General features: G+C 45.3%; 19 protein-coding genes and 1 other annotated feature. Of the genes, 3 read left to right on the plus strand and 16 right to left on the minus strand.

Going from position 1 to position 22,917, the window contains the following annotated elements; all coding sequences use genetic code 11:
- The first annotated feature begins 1 nt into the window (after position 1).
- Positions 2-469 carry an ACT domain-containing protein gene (locus ACSVDI_RS08405; protein ID WP_457942127.1) on the plus strand — a complete coding sequence of 156 codons (468 nt, stop codon included), beginning with the start codon at positions 2-4 and terminating at the stop codon, positions 467-469.
- Positions 470-534: 65 nt separating this feature from the next.
- Here the strand turns inward: ACSVDI_RS08405 and ACSVDI_RS08410 are convergent, their stop codons facing one another.
- The 12 genes from ACSVDI_RS08410 to yfmF form a co-directional block, all read right to left on the minus strand.
- Positions 535-1,956, minus strand: coding sequence for an IS1182 family transposase (locus ACSVDI_RS08410; protein ID WP_283109454.1), 1,422 nt, complete (start codon positions 1,954-1,956; stop codon positions 535-537).
- A 100-nt stretch (positions 1,957-2,056) separates the two neighbouring features.
- A complete protein-coding gene (locus ACSVDI_RS08415; RefSeq protein ID WP_457942129.1) occupies positions 2,057-4,699 on the minus strand; it encodes a YfhO family protein in 2,643 nt (880 codons plus the stop codon).
- A gap of 135 nt (positions 4,700-4,834) precedes the next feature.
- Positions 4,835-6,064 (minus strand): tyrosine--tRNA ligase, encoded by a 1,230-nt coding sequence (gene tyrS / locus ACSVDI_RS08420; RefSeq protein ID WP_457942131.1) that lies wholly within the window; start codon positions 6,062-6,064, stop codon positions 4,835-4,837.
- Between the two features lie 55 nt (positions 6,065-6,119).
- Positions 6,120-6,356: a binding site (T-box leader), on the minus strand.
- Between the two features lie 28 nt (positions 6,357-6,384).
- Complete coding sequence (gene recN / locus ACSVDI_RS08425; protein WP_457942133.1) at positions 6,385-8,067, minus strand: DNA repair protein RecN; 1,683 nt, start codon at positions 8,065-8,067, stop codon at positions 6,385-6,387.
- 6 nt (positions 8,068-8,073) lie between these two features.
- Positions 8,074-8,523, minus strand: a complete 450-nt coding sequence (locus ACSVDI_RS08430; protein ID WP_457942135.1) for an arginine repressor — start codon at positions 8,521-8,523, stop codon at positions 8,074-8,076.
- A 1-nt stretch (position 8,524) separates the two neighbouring features.
- Positions 8,525-9,382 carry an NAD(+)/NADH kinase gene (locus tag ACSVDI_RS08435; RefSeq protein WP_457942137.1) on the minus strand — a complete coding sequence of 286 codons (858 nt, stop codon included), beginning with the start codon at positions 9,380-9,382 and terminating at the stop codon, positions 8,525-8,527.
- A gap of 1 nt (position 9,383) precedes the next feature.
- Positions 9,384-10,196: a TlyA family RNA methyltransferase gene (locus tag ACSVDI_RS08440; protein WP_457942138.1), complete on the minus strand. Its 813-nt coding sequence runs from the start codon at positions 10,194-10,196 to the stop codon at positions 9,384-9,386.
- A 24-nt stretch (positions 10,197-10,220) separates the two neighbouring features.
- Positions 10,221-12,086 carry a 1-deoxy-D-xylulose-5-phosphate synthase gene (gene dxs, locus ACSVDI_RS08445; RefSeq protein ID WP_457942140.1) on the minus strand — a complete coding sequence of 622 codons (1,866 nt, stop codon included), beginning with the start codon at positions 12,084-12,086 and terminating at the stop codon, positions 10,221-10,223.
- Positions 12,087-12,101: 15 nt separating this feature from the next.
- Positions 12,102-12,959, minus strand: coding sequence for a bifunctional methylenetetrahydrofolate dehydrogenase/methenyltetrahydrofolate cyclohydrolase FolD (folD, locus tag ACSVDI_RS08450; protein WP_457942142.1), 858 nt, complete (start codon positions 12,957-12,959; stop codon positions 12,102-12,104).
- 17 nt (positions 12,960-12,976) lie between these two features.
- The gene (gene lgt, locus ACSVDI_RS08455) at positions 12,977-14,056 is read right to left on the minus strand and encodes a prolipoprotein diacylglyceryl transferase (RefSeq protein ID WP_457942144.1); all 1,080 of its coding nucleotides are present in this window, start codon (positions 14,054-14,056) and stop codon (positions 12,977-12,979) included.
- A gap of 79 nt (positions 14,057-14,135) precedes the next feature.
- On the minus strand, positions 14,136-15,425 hold the full coding sequence (gene yfmH / locus ACSVDI_RS08460; RefSeq protein WP_457942145.1) for an EF-P 5-aminopentanol modification-associated protein YfmH: 1,290 nt from the start codon (positions 15,423-15,425) through the stop codon (positions 14,136-14,138).
- Positions 15,422-16,705, minus strand: coding sequence for an EF-P 5-aminopentanol modification-associated protein YfmF (gene yfmF / locus ACSVDI_RS08465; protein WP_457942147.1), 1,284 nt, complete (start codon positions 16,703-16,705; stop codon positions 15,422-15,424). The genes yfmH and yfmF overlap by 4 nt, the downstream gene beginning before the upstream one ends.
- A 299-nt stretch (positions 16,706-17,004) precedes the next feature.
- Here yfmF and ACSVDI_RS08470 point away from each other — a divergent pair, with 299 nt between their 5' ends.
- Complete coding sequence (locus ACSVDI_RS08470; RefSeq protein WP_457942149.1) at positions 17,005-17,931, plus strand: DMT family transporter; 927 nt, start codon at positions 17,005-17,007, stop codon at positions 17,929-17,931.
- Between the two features lie 29 nt (positions 17,932-17,960).
- Here ACSVDI_RS08470 and ACSVDI_RS08475 read toward each other — a convergent pair whose 3' ends face one another.
- The 3 genes from ACSVDI_RS08475 to dpsA all read right to left on the minus strand — a co-directional run bounded on the left by ACSVDI_RS08475 (position 17,961) and on the right by dpsA (position 21,020).
- A complete protein-coding gene (locus ACSVDI_RS08475) occupies positions 17,961-19,235 on the minus strand; it encodes an O-acetylhomoserine aminocarboxypropyltransferase/cysteine synthase family protein (protein ID WP_457942151.1) in 1,275 nt (424 codons plus the stop codon).
- 342 nt (positions 19,236-19,577) lie between these two features.
- Positions 19,578-20,153 (minus strand): dipicolinate synthase subunit B, encoded by a 576-nt coding sequence (locus tag ACSVDI_RS08480; protein WP_457942153.1) that lies wholly within the window; start codon positions 20,151-20,153, stop codon positions 19,578-19,580.
- Positions 20,154-20,159: 6 nt separating this feature from the next.
- Complete coding sequence (gene dpsA / locus ACSVDI_RS08485; protein WP_457942154.1) at positions 20,160-21,020, minus strand: dipicolinate synthase subunit DpsA; 861 nt, start codon at positions 21,018-21,020, stop codon at positions 20,160-20,162.
- Between the two features lie 215 nt (positions 21,021-21,235).
- On the opposite strand from dpsA, the gene murC reads away from it, so the two are divergent.
- Positions 21,236-22,609 (plus strand): UDP-N-acetylmuramate--L-alanine ligase, encoded by a 1,374-nt coding sequence (gene murC / locus ACSVDI_RS08490; protein ID WP_457942156.1) that lies wholly within the window; start codon positions 21,236-21,238, stop codon positions 22,607-22,609.
- Between the two features lie 86 nt (positions 22,610-22,695).
- On the opposite strand, the gene ACSVDI_RS08495 is transcribed toward murC, so the two are convergent.
- A complete protein-coding gene (locus tag ACSVDI_RS08495) occupies positions 22,696-22,905 on the minus strand; it encodes a hypothetical protein (RefSeq protein ID WP_457942158.1) in 210 nt (69 codons plus the stop codon).
- Between the last annotated feature and the right edge of the window lie 12 nt (positions 22,906-22,917).

The following is a 22,917-nucleotide window of genomic DNA, read 5'->3' on the forward strand; positions in this document are numbered from 1 at the left end:
AATGATTATGAATCCCGTGATTACCACCACAAACGATATTACGCTGATTACTCTTCAAAATTGTCCGTCTGATTTAAAGTTTATTGCAGACGTGTTTCGGCATATCGCTGATTTCGGTGTGGATGTCGACATGATTTCTCTGGCTCCGACCCAGGGAACCTTTACCTCAGTTTCCTTTACCATTGCGGATAATGATTTAGGAAAAATTCTGGCATTTACGTCGGAACTGCACGAGAAATCAAAAATCAAAACCATTGTAAGCAGCGGAAACTGCAAAATATCCGTATATGATCCGGCAATGAAAAACTCCCCCGGCGTTGCTGCAGAGGTGTTTCAGGCCGCGGCAATGATTGAAACGGATATTCGCATTATCACGACCTCCGAAGTGGATATTTCCCTCCTAGTTACGGCAGCTGATTTTAATCAGACACTACAAGAAATTGAAAAAAAATTCTGCACAAAGCAATAAAGCAGAAATAAACGGCCGGTACGTTACCGGCCGTTTCAGATTGTCGAAGAACCCATCCAACGCGGTTAAACGAAGGATGGGTTCTCTTGATAATATGCAGGATAGGAAAATAAGCAAAGTAAAATCAATAAAAACCCGGAGGGATGGCCATCCCTCCATTTCCACATTGCCAGCTTTTTGAGATTCATGGCAGCAAACTTAAGCTTAACCCAATTCGTCACTTGAGTTAAGCCCCGGTAGAGCGTGTACCGCATCCCATATTTCACTTTTGCATCGGCGAAGACACGCTCAATGGTTTCTTTTCGTTTTTTGTAAAGCTCTTTGTATTTCGGTGTGTGTCGGATATCTTCCGCAAGCTCCACATAATCCTGCCACACATGCCGCGTTACGGTTTTCGTACAGCTTTTACTCTCGGTGCAGCGAGAACGGAATGGACATTTTTCGCAGATGTAACTCCGGCTTTTGTATTCCCGGTATCCCTCACGGTTGGTTGTTGCATAATGCAGAACCTGATATTCCGGGCAGATCACACAGTCATAATATTCGTCGTATACATACTTCCACCATTCCAGATTTCCTGCTTTGGTCATTGGCCGCTTGTATGCTGTGGAAAGTACCCGCCCGTCGTCAAACACCCGTTTACAGATATGCGGCGTTTTGTATGCGGCGTCCGCCACCACCGTTTCAATTTCAGGAAACCGTTGAGTCACTTTGCCATAGACCGCGTCAAATGCTACACTGTCATGTACGTTTCCCGGAGTCACCTCAACGTCAAGGACAAAATTGTGTTTGTCGCAGGCCGTATGTGCTTCGTAGGCAAAGCACTTCTTGTGTTCTCCCTTTTGGAACAACCCGCTTTCCGGGTCTGTTTTGGACACCATGATTTCTTTTTCCTTCGGCGGTTTCGGAGTACTGTCGAATGGCTTCTTCCCATGATCTTCCCGGTCAGCGTTAACCTCTTCCATTAATTCTGAGGCATATCGCTTTGCCGCCTGAGGAACTGCCTTTTTGATCTTTTTGTTGATGTTGGCGTTTGCTTTGATATGCGTCCCATCCACAAATACTGCTTCCGGCTCCAAATATCCGGCGTAATTTGCCTCCTGCAAAATCCACGAAAACACCTGCTCCACGGTTTCCTCTGTGAACCGGTGCTTAAAATTGTAACTCACAGTGGAGAAATGCGGCAGCTCCTCGTTCAGTGTATATCCCAGAAACCACCGATACGCGATATTCATATTGATTTCCTGCATCGTCCGGCGTAAAGAGGGAATTCCGTACAGATGCTGGATCAGAACAATCTTAAACAGGACGACCGGGTCCACACTGGGACGACCGTTGCCCTCACAATACAAATCTTCTACAAAATCATAAATATGGCTAAAATCTACCGCGCTGTCAATCTTTCGCAGCAGATGATTTCCCGGCACCAATAGGTCTGTATTCACAAATTCCACTGCATCTCTGCGTAGTTTTTCCCGTTCCAGCATCTTTCATCACCTGTCTATATTTTACCATTTTACAACGAAAAAGCCCAGCTTTCACTGGACTTTTTCGACAGGCTGAAACGGCCGGTACGTTACCGGCCGTTTATTTTTTATAAAAAACAAGCAGAGGGAAAATATAAATCATAAAAAATACGCAGGCAAAAACAAGACTAAACACAATTTGTATAGGATATTCTATTGCCCGTGCCTTCTGCAGCAGCTGAGTTTTAAATCGAGCGGCTAAAACACAGGCAATTCCTCCAATTACCGAAATCCACATTCCAGCCAAAAATCCTTGGGGTATATAGCGGATAGAAACTGTATTCTCCCCTTTCTTTAATTTTATAGCCATCATGGAATCAAAAACCGGTTCAATGGGGACCTTTTGGTCGTTTACATAGGCAGTATACCCCGCGTCATAATTGATTGGAAGAAAAAGGTATTCCCCGTCGGAATTTGCTTTTGCCGTTCCCATGATGCTGTTGCCCTGCTGCCGGAGTGACGCGGATTGCAACGAATGGATGGCGCGCTGAAAAACGCTGTTTTTCATTGCACTTAAACCGAAAGAACTGACGGAAATATCCTTCTTCACCTCCACTTCAATGTCTACGTTTTGATTCTGAAAAGTTCCAAGATTCAAAATCGCATTATTGTTCTGGCTAGGGTAATCGAATTCTACTACTTTTTCATTCACAGAAATGCTGAGACTGGAGTTTATAGGCTCAACCAGTTTGTTGGAAAGTTTGTAAAAGCAGTCAAAATACAGCGTTGTCTTGTCCGAAACCGGAATGGAATAGGTGATATATCCTGGGTGGGCGGAATTTGGCCGGATAATTTTGTTTTTGGTAATGCTGACATTATCCAGCTTGGTTGGTACACATTCGGTGAACAGTTGTTCTTTTGCCTGAAAAATCGATTCAAAAAGAAATTCCTGGATTCCTACCCTGGAAGCTTGTGGGAGCTTTTGGACGGCAGCCGGATTGAGATCCGGTATCAGAACTCCTACCGGTAAACCGGTGGGATTCTGCTCGATTGCATACCGGTCATTCTGATAAATAATTCGGCTGCTCTCTTCCCCATTGCCGCTATGAACAATCGTGTAACGATTTCCTAAAAGCGCATCGGAAAGTTCCGTTCCGCCATTGGAACTTACTTCCATCCAATAGGAAGAATATCCAAGCTTTTTCATTAGATACAGAAAGTTCTGATTCGTCAGTGAAGTATAATGACTGAGGGAATTATAGCCCAGTGCCCCAATTAAGTTTACTTCAAAATATTTCTGTTTCGTTTTTACGCGGTATAAATCGTCATCCTGAATACGCTCGGCAAGATCGGTGATTAAAGAATAGGAGGACGCGTTGCTTATGGGCGAAACCATATAAACCGTCGTATTGAAAACACACTCGATGAAAACAGTAAGACAAAGTAAAACGGATCCAATTTTTTCGTAATTCCTGTTTCTGCGGCATAAGGATGCAATAAAATAATAAGAAATGGCAGCGGCCGCTGAAAAAATCAAAACGAGGTAGAACTCACTCCTGGAGCACCAAAGGGATCTCGTATATACGGTAAGCGTTCTGTATTTTTGATCGATAAAATAAAAAGCCAGCCAAGCTACCCCGAAAACGGAAAAAATCCCGAGAAAAAGCGGAATCCTGGTTCCTGATTTAAAAGTTCTCGGTTGGGCTAAAAGGATTCCATACAAAATCAGGCTGAAAAAAATGGGGATATAGCCGTAACGTACCGGAAACGCCTGATAACTTCCTGTGTGCCACATTTTATTAATTGGGTCAATAAAAACGGGGATTAAAGTTAGAAGGATCATGCAGAAGAGAAAATCCGTTTTTCTGTTATGGCTTTTGCCTAAAGATTGAAAATAAAGGATGAGAGCGGTAATTAATGCGCCGGTAGCAAGGATTACAGAAGCGTTGGTTTCCCATTGACTATACAGGTTTCCGCCGCGCAGTTTATTCAGCAGGCTGCCGCTTCTTGCCGAAGCGAGATACTGATAGAACGAGGGAATCCAAATGACCGCCGTCAACAGCATTACCAGAAACGTAGAAGCACCAAACAGAAGGAGGACTTTTCCACGCGTTTGCTTTGGTGTACAAAATGCGAGGTAGAGGCCGGCGGCTAGTACCAGAAAAACGGATACCATATAGCTGAGATAAAAATTGACTGCCATAATTGCGGAAAAAGTCAAAATATATAACCGGGGTTTACCGGTTTCGGCAAGGTTCAATAATCCAATCAGCAACACCGGGAACAGGTACATCATGTCCAGCCAGACATGATTCTGATAATAAAACATGGCATATCCGGAAAAGGCATACATCAGAGAAAGTGAAGCATTCTGTAGCCAATTCAGGGTACCCAGTCTACGCCGAAAAAAAATGCTTGCGGTAAACCCGCAGGTCATCATTTTCAGTAAAACGAGAATATTGACCAGATGATAAATTTCCTGTTTGCTAACAAGCAAAACAAGAAGAGTAAACGGGCTGGAAATAAAAAATAGAAAAACACCCCAAAAGCTCATACCGCCGGCATTTTGAAGATTCAAAAACAGATTGGTTTTTCCGGATAGAATATCCTTAAAATCCATTAGAAAGGGAATTACCTGTTGATTCATATCACACCAGGCAATCGTTCGGTCGCCGAACGGGTAAATGCTGTAGCATGCGTATAGAGTCAGCATGATTCCCATAACAGCGGCCGGAGCAATAATACAGGAGCAATACTTCCTCACGATTTCACCTCTAGGTCAGTGCAGATCGGCGCAAAATGAAAGGCCGGATAAATCAAAAATAGTATTGCCCTTTTTGCCAAAATAACCCATGCCAACGAAACTTGGCATGGGTTATTTTCAAAAGAAAAATTTGGATTATTTTGTTAAGACAACCTTATGAAATACCTTTTTCCCTTTTTTAATAATGACATATCCTTTTTCAAACTGTTCCATGGTCAGTTTAAGCGTACCGCTGGCTGCTTTTACATCATCAATGGAAATTCCGCCCTGTTCCACAAGACGCCTTCCCTCTCCCTTTGATGGAACCAACTTGGTCTTTACCAGAACATCCAAAAGGCCGATTTCACCATTGGTAAAATCGTTCTCAGAGATTTCTGTCGTGGGCATGTGTTCCGTGTTGGTACCTGCCCCAAACAGCGCGCGAGCGCCTTCCTGCGCCTTCTTCGCTTCTTCCTCACCGTGAATGGATTTGGTTACTTCATACGCAAGGATTTCCTTCGCTTTGTTCAGCTCGCCGCCTTCCAGCTTTTCCAGTTCCTGAATTTCTTCCAGAGGCAGGAAAGTAAGGAATTTCAGGCATTTAATGACATCGGCATCACCGATGTTTCTCCAATACTGGTAGAAATCGAACGGGCTGGTCTTGTTCGGGTCAAGCCAAACAGCGCCGCGTTCTGTTTTTCCCATCTTCTTTCCTTCGCTGTTAGTCAACAGTGCGAAGGTCATGCCGTAAACATCTTTCCCCTCTTTGCGGCGGATAAGCTCTACGCCGCCGATGATGTTGCTCCACTGGTCGTCGCCGCCAAGCTCCATTTGGCAGTCGTACCGGTGATTCAGTTCCAGAAAATCGTAGCTCTGCATGATCATATAGTTTAATTCAAAGAAGGAAAGACCACGCTCCAGACGCTGCTTGTAGCATTCGGCAGCCAGCATCCGGTTTACGGAAAAATGCACGCCGACATCGCGCAGAAATTTAATATAGTTCAGGTTCAACAGCCAGTCGCCGTTGTTTGCCATAATGGCCTTGCCGTCAGAAAAATCGACCAGTCGCGACATTTGACGCTTAAAACATTCAATGTTGTGGTTAATCTCTTCCGGGGTTAGCATTTTACGCATATCGGTTTTTCCGGAGGGGTCTCCAATCATACCGGTTCCGCCGCCAAACAGCGCAATCGGAACATGGCCCGCGCGCTGCATATGCGCCATTACCATAATCTGAAGAAAATGGCCGACGTGCAGGCTGTCCGCCGTTGGGTCAAACCCGATGTAGAATTTAATCTTGTGATTGTCTAGAAGATCACGGATTTTTTCCTCGTCCGTCATCTGGGCAATCAGGCCTCTTGCTTTTAGTTCTTCAAATACTCCCATTCTTACTGTTACCTCCAATTTTTCGGGGGCAATAAAAAAGCCCCCTGCGTTTTGTGCAGAGGGCGGAAAATCCGCGGTACCACCTCATTCACCGTACCCTCACAGATACGGCCTTACGGGTACTAACATACCCAGGCGCTGTAACGTGCGCTGCCACGGCCTCACCTACTTGGTTCCCCGTTCAGCGGGCGGCTCCGGGATGTATTTCAGCTCATCGCCGTACCCGCTTCCACCAACCGCGGACTCTCTTTGCCGGCTAAATCAGCTTACTTCTTCCCTTCATTGCTTTTCAAAAATTATAATGAATTTTAAATCATTTGTCAAGTATCTCCATCTTTATGCGCCATATTCAGCATTTCCGCCGCGTTTTGCAACATAAGTGGGGTAATTTCAGTTCCACCCATAATACGGGCAAGCTCCGCTTTTCTGCCTTCATAATCCAGTTCGGTTACATCGGTATAAGTTTTATTGTCGTGAACGTGCTTTTTAATCAAAAACTGAGTATCCCCAAGCGCCGCAATTTGTGCCAGATGTGTGACGCAGATTACCTGGCGGTTTTTCGCGACCTCACGCAGTTTCATCCCAACTTTCTGGGCGGCGCTTCCGCTGATTCCCGTATCCACTTCATCAAAGATGAGCGTATCAATCTCGTCTTTGTCTGCGAGAACGGTTTTTATTGCCAGCATAATGCGGGAAAGCTCGCCGCCGGAAGCAATTTTTGCAATCGGCTTCGCGGGTTCGCCCGGATTGGTGGAAATATAAAATTCCAGCTTGTCACACCCAAGCGAATAAAGCGGAACGGTTTCCTGAATGACCTCAAAATCAATATTCGGCATATCCAAAAAGCGAAGTTCCTGCTTGACCTTGGCGGCAAAGGTTTCCGATGTTCTTCTGCGATATTCAGAGAGCTGGTCTGCGAGTGTCTGCGTTTTCTTTAAAGCCTGCTCATACTCCTGATTCAAGCGTGCAATCGTTTCGTCGGAAAGCTGGATTTGGTTCAGCTGTTCTTTTGACTGTTCCAGAAACGCCAGCATCTCCTCCACCGAACCGCCGTACTTTAATCCTAAGCGATAAATTTGATCCAGACGAGCTTCCACCTGCTCTAACTCCTGCGGATCGTATTCGGTTTGGGAAGCAAAGTTGCGCAGTTCTTCCGTACAGTCCTGCAAATCGTATTTGATGGTTTGGATTCTTTCCGTCAGACTATGTAAATCCGGCAAAAAGCGTTCCGCCTCGCTCAGAGCGGAGGAAGCAGAAGCAATTGAAGCAACCGCACCCTGCATCTCTTCGTCGCCGTCCAGCGCTGTTTTGGCAGCGGCCAGAGCTGCCGCGATTTTTTCGCTGTTCATAAACATAGTGCGGCGCTGATTCAGTTCTTCCTGTTCTCCCTCGCGCAGATCCGCGGCTTCCAGTTCTTCAATTTGATAGGTCAGAAGGTCGATTTGCCGTGCTTTCTGCTGTTCATCCATACGGAAAGAGGAAAGTTCCCGCTGAATCCTGCGCATATTCTCATAGCAGGTGTGGTACTGTTCCAGCAATTCCGCCGGGACTCCCATACGGTCAATATAGTGAATATGAAGATCCGCCGAAAGCAGTTCATAACTTTCATGCTGACCGTGAATATTCAAAAGTTCCGGCCCAAGCTCTTTCAAAATTGAAACCGACGCCGGTCTGCCGTTAATTCTGCAGACAGCCTTACCTTCCGGGTTGATTTCTCGCTGTATCATCAGGGTTCCGTCTTCCTCGGTTACATAACCAAGCTGCTCTAATTTTTGACGGGCTTTTTCACTGGGATTGGAAAATACGGCGCTTACATAGGCAGAACGGGCACCTGTACGAACCAGTTCCCTTGAGGTTCGTTCTCCCATAATCGCATGAATGGAATCGATGATCATGGATTTTCCGGCTCCGGTTTCACCGGTCAGCACATTGAATCCATTGTGGAAATCAATCGATGCTTTTTCAATGACGGCGATATTTTCAATATACAGCTGAGAAAGCATATATCATCACCCAATCATTTTTTTAAGTTCGGCTACCATATTTTCGGCTTCTGCCTCGGATTTACAGGCGACAAAAATCGTATCTTCCCCTGCCAAAGTTCCGACCACGCCGTTCCAGTGCATGGAATCCATTGAAGCGCAAACAGCCTGTGCCATTCCGGAAAGGCATTTGATGACGACTAGATTGCAGGCATAATTAATCGACACCGTGGAATCGACTAATAGAGAATAAAATTTGGAAGAAAAATCTTTGGTATTATCCGTGCCAATTGAATATTTATATTTTCCATCTTCCGAAAGGGTTTTGACTAATCTCAACTCCTTAATATCCCTTGAAACAGTGGCTTGCGTTACGTCAAAACCACCCTGCCGGAGCAGCCTAAGTAGTTCTTCCTGCGTATCGATATTATATTGACTGATCAGCTCCAGTATTTTTGCATGTCGTCGAGTTTTCAAATTAGTTTCTCCCTTCCGCTAATTTTTCGTTTACAATCTCATAAAAATTATCCTGTTTTAATTTAATGATTCTCGCTGTTTGATTGGAGCGAGCGATTTCAATACTTTGGTGGTCGGCAACCCGAACGGAATATTCCCCGTCAACTGTAAGAAAAATTTCACTTTCATAATTGGAATACGCCTGTAGGCTTAGCTTTGATTCCGACCCAAACACGACGGGACGGTTCATCAGCGAGTGAGGGCAAATCGGCGTCAGCAGAATGCATTTCAAGCTGGGATCTATTACAGGGCCTCCGGCAGAAAGCGAATACGCGGTGGACCCAGTCGGCGTGGAAACGATCAACCCGTCCGCACGGTAATTTCCGATATTGGCATTATTGAAGTTCACCTGAAAATCCAAAATCCTGGACAGAGCACCGCGTGCAAGAACCGCGTCGTTTAACGCCTGATAGACCAAAGTCTTGTGATCCTGTTCAAACCGGATATCCAGCATCATGCGATGTTCAATGGTATAATTTCCATCAACCAGATTTTTCAGAGCATCCAGTTCGTCGGTTTCAAGTCCCGCCACAAATCCAAGCCGGCCAACGTTAATACCTAAAATCGGTTTTTCCACTGCTGCTGCATGACGCGCGAAATGAATAATCGTGCCGTCCCCACCGACTGCAATCACTGCGTCGCAGTCCTCCATCAGCCGAAAAAAATCCGTATAGAAAGTTACACCCATGTCAGGAAAACATCTTTCAAAAGCCGATTTCATCAGGACTTCCGCACCGAGTCCTTGCAGCTTTGTGATGACTCTTTCCGTATGAAGCTGAGCGTTTGTTTTACTTAAGTTTGGCATTACTGCAATTTTCACGTTATACACCGCCACTTAACTGATTATGTGATTCTTCTACCAAAGCGCGAATATCCAAAGGAATACTTTGCGGCTGTTCTGATTTTTGGAGGTAAATCAAATATTCAATGTTCCCCTCCGGTCCTTTCACCGGGGAAAAAGTCAGTCCAAGTACCGAGAACCCGTTTTCCTGCACAAAATGTACAATTTTTTCAATTACTTCAATATGAACCGCTTTGTCCCGCACGACCCCTTTTTTACCGACTTTTCCACGACCGGCTTCAAACTGAGGTTTAATAAGGCAAACCGCCTGCGCGTTTTCCGCCATAAAATTTCTGGCAACGGGCAAAACAAGACATAACGAGATAAAGGATACATCGACGCTGAAAAAATCGATTAGATCCGGAACCTGTTCCTTTGTTAAATAACGCACGTTGGTTCGTTCGAGGTTTACAACCCGTTCATCGGTTCTAAGCTTCCAGGCCAGCTGACCGTAACCTACGTCAATCGAATAAACCTTTTTGGCTCCGTTTTGCAGCATACAATCGGTAAATCCACCGGTCGAGGCGCCGATATCCATGGTAATTTTTCCGTTCAGTTCAATCGGGAAAACCGACATTGCCTTTTCCAGCTTCAGCCCGCCTCGGCTGACGTAACGGAGGCCTTCCCCGCGGACCTCAATTTCGGCATCAACCGGAAGCATGGTTCCAGGCTTGTCCGATTTCTGGTGATCCACATAAACATTTCCCATCATAATGATGGCTTTTGCTTTTTCTCTGCTTTCCGCGAAACCGCGTTCCACAATTAAACAATCAAGTCTTTTCTTTTCTGTCAATGATTTGTAACCGCCTTTCGCGGACTATTTTTGAACGTCGCATTCCAATAGAATTGTATCGATCATGCCTTTTTCTGTCAGGCCGAGGTTCTCCAAGGATTCCAACATCGTTGCATGGGGCACAAAATTCTCAATCGCACGCAGGAGGAATTTTCCATTAAAACCGGCGGTCGAAAGAAGATGATGCAAATGCTCCCCTATACCGCCTTGCGCAATTGCTTCTTCAAAGAAAAACACTTTTTTTGCGCCAAGCAAAGATTGAACCACCTGCGAATCAATGGGTTTTATGCGATTCAATTTTAAAATGCGAACGGATATGCCTTTTTCTTTTAGCAAGGAAATCGCTTTACAGGCAAAAGAGAACAGTCGGCCATAAGTAACCAGTATATATGCGGATTTTTCGTCCCCGTAAAGGTCAAATGCATTACAGCTGCTTTTGAAATCATAGGGTCGGAACATCTGCTTGCCACGTGGATAACGGACCGCAGCAGCCCCTTCGCAGTGGTAAAGAGCCTGATCAAAGGCATAATATAATTCATCGTAATAGGAAGGAGAATAAACGGTAATACCGGGGATGGAATTCAGAAACGCCACATCGAAAATTCCCTGATGTGTTTCTCCGTCTTCCCCTACAATGCCGGCACGGTCAATAGCAAAGACTGCCTTCACACGCTGTATTGCTACGTCATGAATGATCTGGTCATAACCGCGCTGCAGGAAAGAGGAATAAACAGCAAAAATCGGAAGAACCCCGCCGGCAGCTAGTCCACCAGAAAAGGTTACAGCGTGCTCCTCTGCAATTCCAATATCAAAAAACCGAGTTGGAAATTGTTTTGCAAATTCGGTTAACCCAGTACCTAACTGCATTGCGGCGGTGATTGCACAAATTTTATCATCTTTGCTCGCCAGCGTGCAGATATGACTTCCAAATACGCTGGAAAAATTTTCTCCGGTAGAAATGCTTTTCCCGGTCTCTATATCAAAGCTGGATACCCCATGGAATTTACCAGGATTCTGTTCGGCAAAAAGATATCCCTTCCCTTTTTGTGTAAGAACGTGAAGCAAAATAGGATGGTCTATATTTTTAACGTTTTCTAATACGCTGATCAGCTTTTTTAAATTATGGCCGTCGAATGGTCCGTAGTAGTAAAATCCCATATCTTCGAATATGGTGGTGTTATGATACATTGCCTGCTTTAATGCACCCTTTGCTTTGGATAGGAAGTGGTGCAAAGGCTTGCCGGCTAAGGGGACGTGATCCAACACGTTTTCCACATTCCCTTTTACCCGGAAATAGCCTGGCTTTGTACGGATATGTGCAAGATATCTTGCCATGGATCCAACATTCCGGGAGATGGACATTTTGTTGTCATTTAAAATGATAATTAGATTTTTGGGAAAATGTCCCGCATTGTTTAGGCCTTCATAAGCCAGGCCGCCGGTCAACGCTCCGTCCCCAATTACGGCAATGACATTGCCAGGCTGACCAGTGAGCAATTTCGCATAGGCGATTCCGAGTGCCGCGGAAATGGACGTGCTGCTGTGCCCGGTATTAAACGGATCATAGTCGCTTTCCGAACGATTCGGATACCCGGACAAACCGCCTTGTTTACGAATGGTAGACAGGCGGTCACGTCTGCCCGTTAATATTTTATGGGTATAGGACTGATGCCCCACATCCCACACAATATCGTCATCTGGAGAATGAAACACCCGATGTAGAGCGACGGTCAGTTCAACCACACCAAGGTTGGAAGCCAAATGGCCCCCATTGTTGGATACGGTTTTTATAATTAGTTCCCGGATTTCATTGCACAGCATTTCCAATTGTTCCAACGAAAATGATTGCAGATCTTCCGGAGAATTGATCTGATTAATAAGGTCCTTCATTCATTAACCTCAATATTATTCTGTAATGCCATGATGCATTTTTGCCGCGGTAACCGTATTTTTTAGAAGCATTGCAATGGTCATGGGACCAACTCCGCCAGGTACCGGGGTAAGATAAGAAGCGATTTTCTCCACAGACGCAAAATCCACATCACCGCATAACTTACCTTGTGGGTTCCGATTAATGCCGACATCAATTACAACTGCGCCGGGCTTGACCATATCCGCAGTAATAAAGTTCGGCTTTCCTACGGCAGCAACCAGAATATCGGCACTTTTACAGAGTTCCGTTAAATTCTTCGTTTTACTGTGACAAATGGTTACGGTACCGTTTTGATGGAGCAACAGCATAGCCATGGGTTTTCCTACAATATTGCTCCGCCCAACTACCACACAGTTTTTACCGGAGATCTCAATCTGCTCCGAATGGAGAAGCTCAATGACTCCGGCGGGGGTGCAAGGAAGAAAATGGTAATTTCCTATCATTATTCTGCCCACATTGGACGGATGAAACGCATCAACGTCTTTTTCCGGATTAATTGCTTCCACAACCGCTTCCTCATTTAAACCGTTCGGCAACGGGGACTGTACTAAAATTCCGTCAATCTCTTTTTTACGGTTCAGGGTTTCTACCAGCTGCATCAATTCGCTTTGCTTTGTAGTAGCGGGAAGCGCATACTCCTCCGAGTAGATTCCGACTTCCGCGCAAGCCTTCTTTTTGTTGTTGACATAGGTTCTGGATGCGGGATCATCTCCCACAATCACGACAGCAAGCCCTGGAGTTACACCTAACTTTTTCAGGGTTTGTACTTCCTGAGCAATATCTGCCCGGACTTTTGCAGCAACCGCTTTTCCGTCAATTAATTTTGCCATTCCATCTTGCCCCCATTTCAAGCGTTGTCGCTGGGAGGAAGTTCTTGGGATTCATCGCTTTCCGTTTTCAGCTGTTCCGAATCGGATTCCAAATTCCCCTGCGAACTGGTTTCAGAATTTGCATCATGTTCCGATTCCTGGTGGGTTTCATCGCCTGTTTCAGACGGTGCTGTATTTGCATCATCGTTCAAGTCAATCGTTTCAAAAACCGTGCTGGTCCCGTCGTCAATCATATCTTCCGGGATTTCATCCACCAAAGAATTCAGTTCCATAATTTTTTTGGAGCCGCATCCCGTGAGGACGGTTCTTTTACGGAATACAATAAGCAAAACGACTGCCGCAATTACACTGATAACCGCAACAAGCTGCGATACGCGAATCGGCAGGAACGGTGTAATCAAGCTGTCGGTTCTTAATCCTTCAATGAAGAAGCGGCCGACACCGTACCAAATAATGTAAAGGAGAAAGACCTGACCGTCGTATCTTCTAAATTTCCTGCTGAAGATATGTAGCAGAACAAATCCCAGCAAGCACCAAAGGGATTCATATAGGAAGCAAGGATGAACCGGTCCGGATGCAATTCTGGAGGTTGCTTCGCTGGTCATGCCCCAGGGCAAACTTGTTTCTACGCCAAACGCTTCTTGATTGACAAAGTTTCCCCATCTTCCAATTGTCTGGCCAATTAAAAATCCAAGGGAGGCAACATCCATCACTGCCAAAACGCTGAGCTTTCGGTGCTTCGCCATTAAGGCGCCGCAGAGCAATCCGCCGATGATGCCGCCGTATATGCCAAGACCGCCTTCCCAGATGTAAAGCGCACTGACGGGATTTTTAATATACTGACTGCTGGTATCAAACAGAACGTAATAAGCCCTAGCCCCGATAATACCGCCAATGATGCCGACAATTACAACGTCTAGAAATTTGTCGTCATCAATCCGCATTTTTTTGCAGCTTTTCATAGCGTACAGGAAAGCAAGTAAAAAACCAACTGCGATAATTACACCGTACCATTTTACCGTCATAGATCCAATGGAAAAGGCAACGGGGTTGATGTTCACACTGATTCCAAGTCCCGGAAATTGAACATTATACATAATCTCCACCTTTTCTCCACGCGTAAACTTGAGAAATCTTCGGACAAAGCGTGGTTTGTCCGAAGATGCGTTTCAAATTTTATTCAGCTGGCTTGATAATGGATAACGCCGAATATTCGGGCAACAGCTGTGTTTTTAAACGATTTTGCACCGATTCCAAATCCGCTGACGCTACAGCGTTTAAATAATCAAACAAACTGCGTTCGGCAAAGGCATCTGCAACCAGCGCATTTGCTAAATAATCCACACTGTTGAAGGAAGATACAATTCTGCCGTAAACCGCTTTTCGGGACCGCTCAAAAGCATCCCTGTTCAGGCCGTTCTGGCGCACCGCAGCAAGCTCTTTCTTAATTTCATCCGCCACCTTGTCAGGGTCTTTGGACTCACCGGAAAAGATGACGGAAGCGTAACCGGGGCCTTCAAAATATTCGTAAGAAAACGAAGTTTCATTGACTAATCCGGCATCCAGCAGCCGACGGAAAAGCGGAGACGCGTCGGACGCAATCGCGTTCAAAAGGATTTCGGTTTCCGCAACTTCTTTTGAAGAAAGACGCGTTTTTCCAGCCTTCTCCTTAAAACCAAGCTCAAAAAGCGGAACCGCTACGGAAAGCTTCTGCTCCACACGGTCCTGAACAATAGCCTGCGGTTCTTCTTCAAAAATGCGGTCAACCTGTATCGGCTTCGAGGGCTTCAACATTTTGTCGCATAACTGCAATACCCGGTCAACATCAATATTTCCGGCCACGGCAAGAGCCATATTATTTAAATTATAAAAAGTATGATAGCACTTGTAAAGAAGTTCGGGCGTAATTTTTGCAATGCTTTCCACCGTGCCGGCAATATCCGTTTTTACTGGGTGCTTTTGGTACAAGGCGCCCAGCAGATTGAAAAGAACTCTCCATTGCGGATCGTCATCATACATACGGATTTCCTGGCCGATAATCCCCTGCTCTTTCTGGACGGTCTGTTCCGTAAAGTAAGGAGACTGTACGAAATCGAGAAGAATTTCCAAAGCTTCGTAAATATTATCGGAACCGGAAAACAGATAACAGGTAGCATCGAAAGAGGTGTAGGCGTTTGCAGAAACACCGGTTTTTGCATAGCGGGTAAAGGCATCCCCGTCTTCGCTTTCAAAAAGTTTGTGTTCCAGGTAGTGTGCGATTCCCGCAGGAACCTTCTGAACTTCCGAATCTTCGGAAGATTGAAAACACATGTCGATGGAACCGTATTTTGTTCCGAATACGGCATATGTGGAATTGTTATTTTCCTTTGGGTACAGGAAAATTTTTAATCCGGATTCATGTTGAATCTCAAAGTATTTGTCACCGATTCGGTCACTTTTAATTTCTTTAATCTGATAATTGCTCATTCCACATTTTCCCCGCTTCCTACCAGACGATATACGGTATCCAGAGTTACCTGGTTTGCTGCTTCCATAATTTCTTCTTTTGTAATCCACTGAATATCTTCGGCGGCTTCCTCCGGCGTTTTGATTTCTTCCGCGAAGGTTTGGGAAAGATACCAGGCTTCCATGGCGCCCAAAGAGTCGCCCACCGTGCGATAACCGTTGCACAGGGCAAGCTTGGCAGCGTTCAGCTCATTGTCATCGAAGTTGCCTTTTTTTATTTCCTCAAGCTGAGCCAGAATTTCCTGTTTCGCGTGGTCCACATTTTTAGTTTCCACACCGCTTTGAACCAGCATAATTCCCTTCATGGAATTGTACTGAGCGCTGCAGTAATAGCAAAGACTCAACTTTTCACGTACATTCAAAAATAATTTTGAACTTGGGGTTCCCCCATACAGCGCCGTCATAAGCCTTACCACAGGGTAACGTTTGTCGCGCAGAGAAACGGCGGTACGAAAACCCATTACCAATTTTGATTGAGCGACATCCATCTTTTCCGTTACTTCATTGACCTGATCCGCACGCGAGACATTGGTGGTTGTACAGGCAGCTGGTTTTTCTTTCCGGATTTCGCTAAACGCGCGATAAAATCCGCGGTATGCCGGTTCCGGGTCACAATCCCCTAAAACAAGGATTTCCACTCTGGCGGTCTGAATCATGTTTTTCCATGCTTCCGTCAGATTCTCCCGCTTCAGATTCTGAATATCTTCCTTGCTGCCGTAACGGTTCAATCCATACGGCTCATTCTTACACATAATTTCTTCACAGCGAAGTCTTGCATAAGAACGCTTGTCATTATATTCGGATTCGATCATCTCAATAGTCTGACGTTTTTCCTGCTCAAATCCATCCTGCGGGAACAAGTTGTTTTCAAGCGGCGGGTCAAAAATAATACTGCAGAGCAGCCTTGAAAGCTCGGCGGAAATTTTCTCTCCGTCCAGAGCATAGCGGTCTGCAATGCCGGAAGCGTAAATAGACAGCAGCTGAACATCCCCAAGCTTTTGTACGTCCGCATCAATCTGCGCGCCGTAAAGCTCCTCTAACCGTTCGCTCAGCTTTGTAAAATCCGGGTATTCACGGCTTGCCCGGCTTAACAGAAAAGGAAGAATTGCGTTGCTGGCCGCCATGGACTTTTCCAAAGGAAGCATAAAATTAACCGATACACGCACTGTTTTAAACCGGTCGTCTTTAATGCTGCGGAAGTTCACACCGTCACAAACAGAACGCTGTTCAATATCTGCCATTTATTTTCATCTCCAAATTATTACAATAAAATTAAAATTCATGATACCATAAAACGAACACGCTTTGAAACGTGCCCGCCTTACGGCAAAAAGGTGCAGCGCACAGTAATTCCGAAAGTTAAATTAGCCGCAACTTATTTGATTATTATACCACAATTAGGGAACTTAGAAAAGAATTATTATTCTGAAAAGTTTATGAACATGCAAAATAAGGTCGGCATTTAGAATTGATTCAGTTGCGGAAGCAGTCAAACATTGTTATAATAAACAGGATTACACAGGAAGAGGTGCGGCAACGGTTGAAATTGAAAAATCCTGTTTTTTTATCAGAAGTCGGTTTGGTCGTTACAACCTTGATTTGGGGTCTGGCGTTTGTGGTGGTAAAAAATACAACCGCCTGTGTTCCTACCAACTATATCATCGCCATTCGGTTCGGAATTGCGGCTGTTTTGATGCTTGTGTTGTTTTTCCCAAAAATCAGAAAGATTGATTTACACTCCATACGGTCCGGAGCTATTCTTTCCGTCATACTGTACACCTCTTACTTTTTTCAGACCTATGGCGTACAGTTTACAACCGCCGGCAACAATGCATTTTTGACAGCGGTCTATGTGGTTTTTGTTCCGTTTTTATATTGGATTGTGCAAAAGGTAAAACCCAGCGTCAATAACATTATTTCTGCTTTCATCTGCATAACCGGCGTCGGTTTATTATCACTCCATCCCGGGTATTCCGTAAATATTGGGGACATGTTCTCTCTGCTCAGCGGCCTGACGTTCGGGCTGCATATCGTAATTATTGGTATTTTATCCGAAAAAAGTGACCCTATTCTGCTGTCGTTTACGCAGTTTTTCTTTACAGCGTTGATTTCGCTGGCGGTCGCATTGGGGACGGAACAATTCCCTTCAAAACTAGAAACTCCCACCATACTGTCCCTGCTTTATGTGAGCGTGTTCAGTACAATGCTGGCAATGGTGCTTCAAACTGCCTGCCAGAAGTATATTCCACCGTCGAGAGCCTCGCTTATCATGTCCATGGAATCATTGTTCGGTACCATGTTCGGAATCATCTTTCTTGGGGAACCGCTTACCATAAAGATCTTTTTGGGGTTTTTACTGATTTTTGCCGCGATTCTTCTTTCGGAAACAAAATTTAGCTTTTTAAAGCTCAATTTTATTCATACCATAAAACAGCGGGCCGCGGCGTTAAAAAAAGAGGAGTCTTGAACTCCTCCTTTTTTATCTTTAATCTGTATTTATAGCCGATTGAGCGCCTGTTCGATATCGTCAATGATATCCTGTATATTCTCAATGCCAACCGACATCCGAATCATGTTCGGGGTAATTCCGGATTCCTCCAACTGCTGGTCCGTCAGCTGACGGTGGGTGGTACTGGCGGGATGAAGAACACTGGTACGAATATCCGCCACATGGACTTCGATTGTGGCCAGCTTCAGGTTCTCCATGAATCTGGAAGCGGCCTCCCTGCCCCCTTTTATGCCAAAGGAGATTACGCCGGATGTTCCGTTGGGCATATACTTTTTTGCAAGTGAATAATATTTGTTGCTCTTCAAGCCCGGATAATTCACCCATTCAATGTTTTGGTTCGTTTCCAGATAAGATGCGACTGCAAGTGCGTTGGAACAATGACGTTCCATTCGAAGAGCAAGCGTTTCCAAACCGAGGTTCAGCAGAAACGCATTATTGGGGCTGGACACAGCACCTAAGTCCCGCATCAGGTGCACACGGGCTTTTGTAATGTACGCGGCTTTTCCAAACTGCTTTGTATACGTTACTCCGTGATAGGATTCGTCCGGCTCGGTCAGCATCGGGAATTTCCCGTTTTCCCAGTTAAAATTACCGCTGTCTACAATAACTCCGCCGATCTGAACCGCATGGCCATCCATGTATTTTGTGGTGGAATGGGTAACTATATCCACACCGAATTCAAAGGGGCGGCAGTTGATCGGGGTGGGAAAGGTATTATCCACAATGACCGGAACACCGTGCTCGTGCGCCACGGACGCAAACAGTTCCAAATCAGTAACAACCAGGGACGGATTGGTCAGAGTTTCAGCAAATACGCAGCGGGTGTTTGGCCGAAACGCTTCTTCCAGCTCCTGCTTTGTGCAGTCCGGCGGAAGAAAAGTAAAATCAATGCCCATTTCATGCATCGTCTTATAAAACAGGTTGAATGTGCCGCCGTAAATTGCGCTGGAACTTACCACATGGTCGCCCGCATGGCAAATATTCAGGACGGCAAGAAGAGAAGCAGCTTGTCCCGAAGAAGTAAGCAGTGCGCCCACTCCCCCTTCCAAGTCTGCGATTTTCTTTTCGACCGCATCGTTGGTTGGGTTCCCCAGACGGGTATAAAAAAATCCATCTGCTTGAAGATCAAACAACTGCCCCAGGGTTTCCGCACTATCATATTTATATGTAGTGCTCTGGACAATCGGAACAACACGTGGTTCCCCATTTTTGGGCTGATAGCCTGAATGGATACACTTGGTATCCGGACGATACTGATTCATACAGGTTCTCCTTTTCATGAAAGTGATATATAAATATGTTTTTTATAGATTGGCCATCAGGTCCTTTAACGCGTTGGCCGCGTAATCCGACACGGACACAACTCCCCAGACAACCATAACGAACAGAAGTTACTTTTTTCAATACTATCATAGCATATTTTTTAGTGCTTTAACAGTATTGCTTCTTCCAAAATGTGACAGAATTATCCGGAAAGAAAACAGCGATGCTGCAAAATGAACCTTCGTTCACTCTGCAGCATCGCTGTTTGGAAACATTGTTGGTAAGTCACGGTTTTCTCGTGTCTGCATATGGAGCTGTTTTGCAAGTCTTGAAATTTGAGGTTATAAAAAATAGATTGGCTGCCGCTGTTTTCCCTCCAAAGCGGAAAGTGCCGTCGGGAGAATCTGTTCAAAGTCTGCATTAATCGAATACGGTTTCCTTTCCGGGTCATCCTGCCGCATTGGTGTGAAATAAATATTTTTTACATTCAGCAATCGGCCGATGTTCTGAGCAGACGCAGACAGTGCGTCGTTTGTGGCTGGCGCCAGCAGGACCGGTCGGCCGATGCGCAGCGTAGATTTTACCGCCATTGTTACCGAAGTATCCGTTATTCCATTCGCCAGTTTTGCTAACGTGTTGCCGGTACAGGGGGCAACAATCATCAAATCCACCATTTTTTTCGGCCCGATCGGTTCCGCTTCCACAATGGTATGAATGACCGGCCTTCCGCAAATATCTTCCACTTTCCTTACGATCTCTTCCGCCTGACCAAACCGGGTATTGGTGGAATAGGCCGTTTGCGACATAATGGGAAGAACGCGATATCCGGCTTCCACAATCTTTTTCATTTCCGGAATGACTTTGGAAAATGTGCAGAATGAACCGCACATTGCAAAACCAAACGTGATGTTTTCCATACCTCCTCACTCCTCCATAATATGATAAATCGTATTCTTGATAATCTCTCCTGCGGTTTTTGGAGCCACGATTCCCGGAAGAGAGAGTGCATGCACTGTTTTGATGCCTAACTTTTTCGCTGTTTCAAAATCGACGCCGCCCGGCATGGAAGACAAATCAATGATTAGCGTTTCCGGCTGAAGTTTGGACAGAATCCGCCGGTTAAAAATCATTGCGGGTGCCGTATTAAAGATAATATCATAGGAATTCTGTTCGCAAAGTTCCTCGGTTTTTACTGCGGTATATCCAAAGGAATTCACCCACGCAAGGTCGGACGGCTTTCGGCAGGCCACGGTCACATTTGCCCCGATTCCGTGCAGCATCCGGGACAGTGTTTTCCCAATTCTGCCGAACCCAACCACAAGACAGTTGCTTCCGCTAATGGTTCCGGGATATTCGTGAATGGCGATCTCAATGGCGCCTTCTGAAGTTGGGATTGCATTCTGCACAGCAAATTCTTCTCTGGTATAATAATCAAAGGTATCAATGGATTCCCAGACTTCGCTGGTCTGGTATAATTTTCCCATCATACCGCCAAATACCTGCTTATTCTTCATAAGCTCTGCAAATCCGTCATCCAATATCACTTTTTCATTGCTGTATACCATGTTTAACGTATGTCCATCCGTAGTGACGGGCAGAGGAAGGATAATGTTCACACAGCGTTCCACAGCATCAACCAGTGTCGTTTTCTGAACCTTTCCCCGAAAGTTAATATTGTCAAAGCCAACGGCATAAGCGTTATATCCATCCCCGGCAATCGATTCCGCAAGGGCTATTTGTCTTTTATCGCCGCCAATGATTGCAAAACTGTTTATGTCTAGCATTCCAACAACCTCCATATTTTCTTACCTCATATAGTATGGAAAGTCCCTGCACAATGTGATGCCTGCAAAACAAAAAGCAGTTGTGAGGCGCGCGAAGGAATTTAATTTAAAACTTGCATATATAGGCAAATGTGTTTATTATAATTAAGTATGACCGTATACTATAAGTTGCAGCATAACGACAAAATCAACCAATTGTAAGGAGTTCATCATTTATGGAGTTTCATGACATGTTGTCAAAGGTTAAAAAAATACATTTTATTGGAATCGGCGGTTCCGGCATGTGCCCTCTTGCAGAAATTCTGCATAACAAAGGCTATGAACTGACTGGATCCGATAATAATGAATCAGAAACACTCGACCGGATCCGTTCTTATGGGATACCGGTTACGATGGGACATAAACCGGAAAATGTGGATGGCTCTGAACTAATTGTATATACCGCTGCGGTAAAGCAGGATAATCCGGAACTTGTAGCCGCACGGGAAAAAGGTATTCCGGCGGTAGAACGTTCCGTAATGCTTGGCATGGTAACGCGCCGTTATGAAAACTCCATCGCGGTTTCCGGTACTCATGGAAAAACAACTACAACGGGAATGATTACACAGATTTTAATCAATGCCGGAAAGGATCCTTCCGCAGTAATCGGTGGGAAGCTGCCCTTTATCGGTGGAAACGGACGCGTTGGAAACAGCTCCACCATCGTATGCGAAGCCTGCGAATACGTGGATACGTTCCTTCAGCTGGCACCTGCCATTTCCGTCATTCTGAATATCGACGCCGATCATTTGGATTATTTTAAGACGTTGGAAAATATCATTCATTCGTTCCATAAGTTTGCTGAGCAAACCACGAAGCTTCTGGTCGTAAACGGGGATGACGAAAATTCCAGAAAAGCCATGGAAGGCATTCAGACGTCAATCGTCACGTTTGGACTGGAACATACAAACGACTATTATGCGGACAATATCGCCCCAACCAAACAGGCAAGAGAACAATTTTCCATTTACAAACACGGCCAGAAAATGGTCGACGTTACCCTAAGTGTTCCGGGTCGCCATAATATTTACAACGCCCTGGCGGCATTTGCGGTAGCGGATTCCATGAACATTGATTCCCAAAAGATTGCGGAAAGCCTTCATCAGTTTACCGGCGTGCACAGACGTTTTGAAATTCTTGGGAATTTTAACGGCATAACCGTTGCAGATGATTTTGCACATCATCCTACGGAGCTTACCGCAACACTGACCGCGGCGAAACAAATGGGATTCCAGCGCGTGTGGGCAGTATTTCAGCCTCATACGTATTCTAGAACATATCTGCTTCTGGATGAATTTGCGAAAGCACTTTCCATTGCCGATAAGACAGTACTGTCGGAGATTCTAGCGGTCCGGGAAGAAAACACTTACAACATCTATGCCAAAAATCTTGCAGAAAAAATTCCGGGAAGCGTTTGGTTTAAAACATTCGAAGAAATCACCGATTATGTAACATCCCATGCAAAGCCCGGCGACCTGATCTTGACCCTGGGCGGCGGCGACGTTTATAAATGCGCGAACATGATTGTGGCGAAGTATCAGTCAAAATAAATATTCAACTAATTAAATAAAACGGCACAGGCCGCAGCAACGCATCCTACGCTGCTGCGGCCTGTGCTTTTTTCTTTTGCCGTAAATTACGATTTTTTCTTTTTCCGGATTCCATCAAACCCTACGCCCAAGCAAAGCCCGATTGCAATTCCTGTGGCAAGATTATTCGATAGGAGTCCGTAGGCCACGCCAAGCGCCAACCCAATAGCCAGACCGGAACCCGCGCTCCAATCGCTCTGGCCATTTTTCTTCGGCTGTTTTTTTCCGTTTGCTTGTTCCGTTTCCTTATCATCCATGTCAGTCTTCCA

This window comes from Caproiciproducens sp. LBM24188, assembly GCF_054130445.1.

Bases quoted from the DNA above. Each gene is read 5' to 3' on its own strand.
- ACSVDI_RS08495 (WP_457942158.1), bottom strand. From the start codon at position 22,905: ATGGATGATAAGGAAACGGAACAAGCAAACGGAAAAAAACAGCCGAAG.
- recN (WP_457942133.1), bottom strand. From the start codon at position 8,067: ATGCTTTCTCAGCTGTATATTGAAAATATCGCCGTCATTGAAAAAGCA.
- tyrS (WP_457942131.1), bottom strand. From the start codon at position 6,064: ATGGGAGTATTTGAAGAACTAAAAGCAAGAGGCCTGATTGCCCAGATG.
- murC (WP_457942156.1), top strand. From the start codon at position 21,236: ATGGAGTTTCATGACATGTTGTCAAAGGTTAAAAAAATACATTTTATT.
- dxs (WP_457942140.1), bottom strand. From the start codon at position 12,086: ATGAAGGACCTTATTAATCAGATCAATTCTCCGGAAGATCTGCAATCA.
- lgt (WP_457942144.1), bottom strand. From the start codon at position 14,056: ATGTATAATGTTCAATTTCCGGGACTTGGAATCAGTGTGAACATCAAC.
- ACSVDI_RS08410 (WP_283109454.1), bottom strand. From the start codon at position 1,956: ATGCTGGAACGGGAAAAACTACGCAGAGATGCAGTGGAATTTGTGAAT.
- ACSVDI_RS08405 (WP_457942127.1), top strand. From the start codon at position 2: ATGATTATGAATCCCGTGATTACCACCACAAACGATATTACGCTGATT.
- folD (WP_457942142.1), bottom strand. From the start codon at position 12,959: ATGGCAAAATTAATTGACGGAAAAGCGGTTGCTGCAAAAGTCCGGGCA.
- dpsA (WP_457942154.1), bottom strand. From the start codon at position 21,020: ATGCTAGACATAAACAGTTTTGCAATCATTGGCGGCGATAAAAGACAA.
- yfmF (WP_457942147.1), bottom strand. From the start codon at position 16,705: ATGGCAGATATTGAACAGCGTTCTGTTTGTGACGGTGTGAACTTCCGC.
- ACSVDI_RS08475 (WP_457942151.1), bottom strand. From the start codon at position 19,235: ATGAATCAGTATCGTCCGGATACCAAGTGTATCCATTCAGGCTATCAG.
- ACSVDI_RS08480 (WP_457942153.1), bottom strand. From the start codon at position 20,153: ATGGAAAACATCACGTTTGGTTTTGCAATGTGCGGTTCATTCTGCACA.
- yfmH (WP_457942145.1), bottom strand. From the start codon at position 15,425: ATGAGCAATTATCAGATTAAAGAAATTAAAAGTGACCGAATCGGTGAC.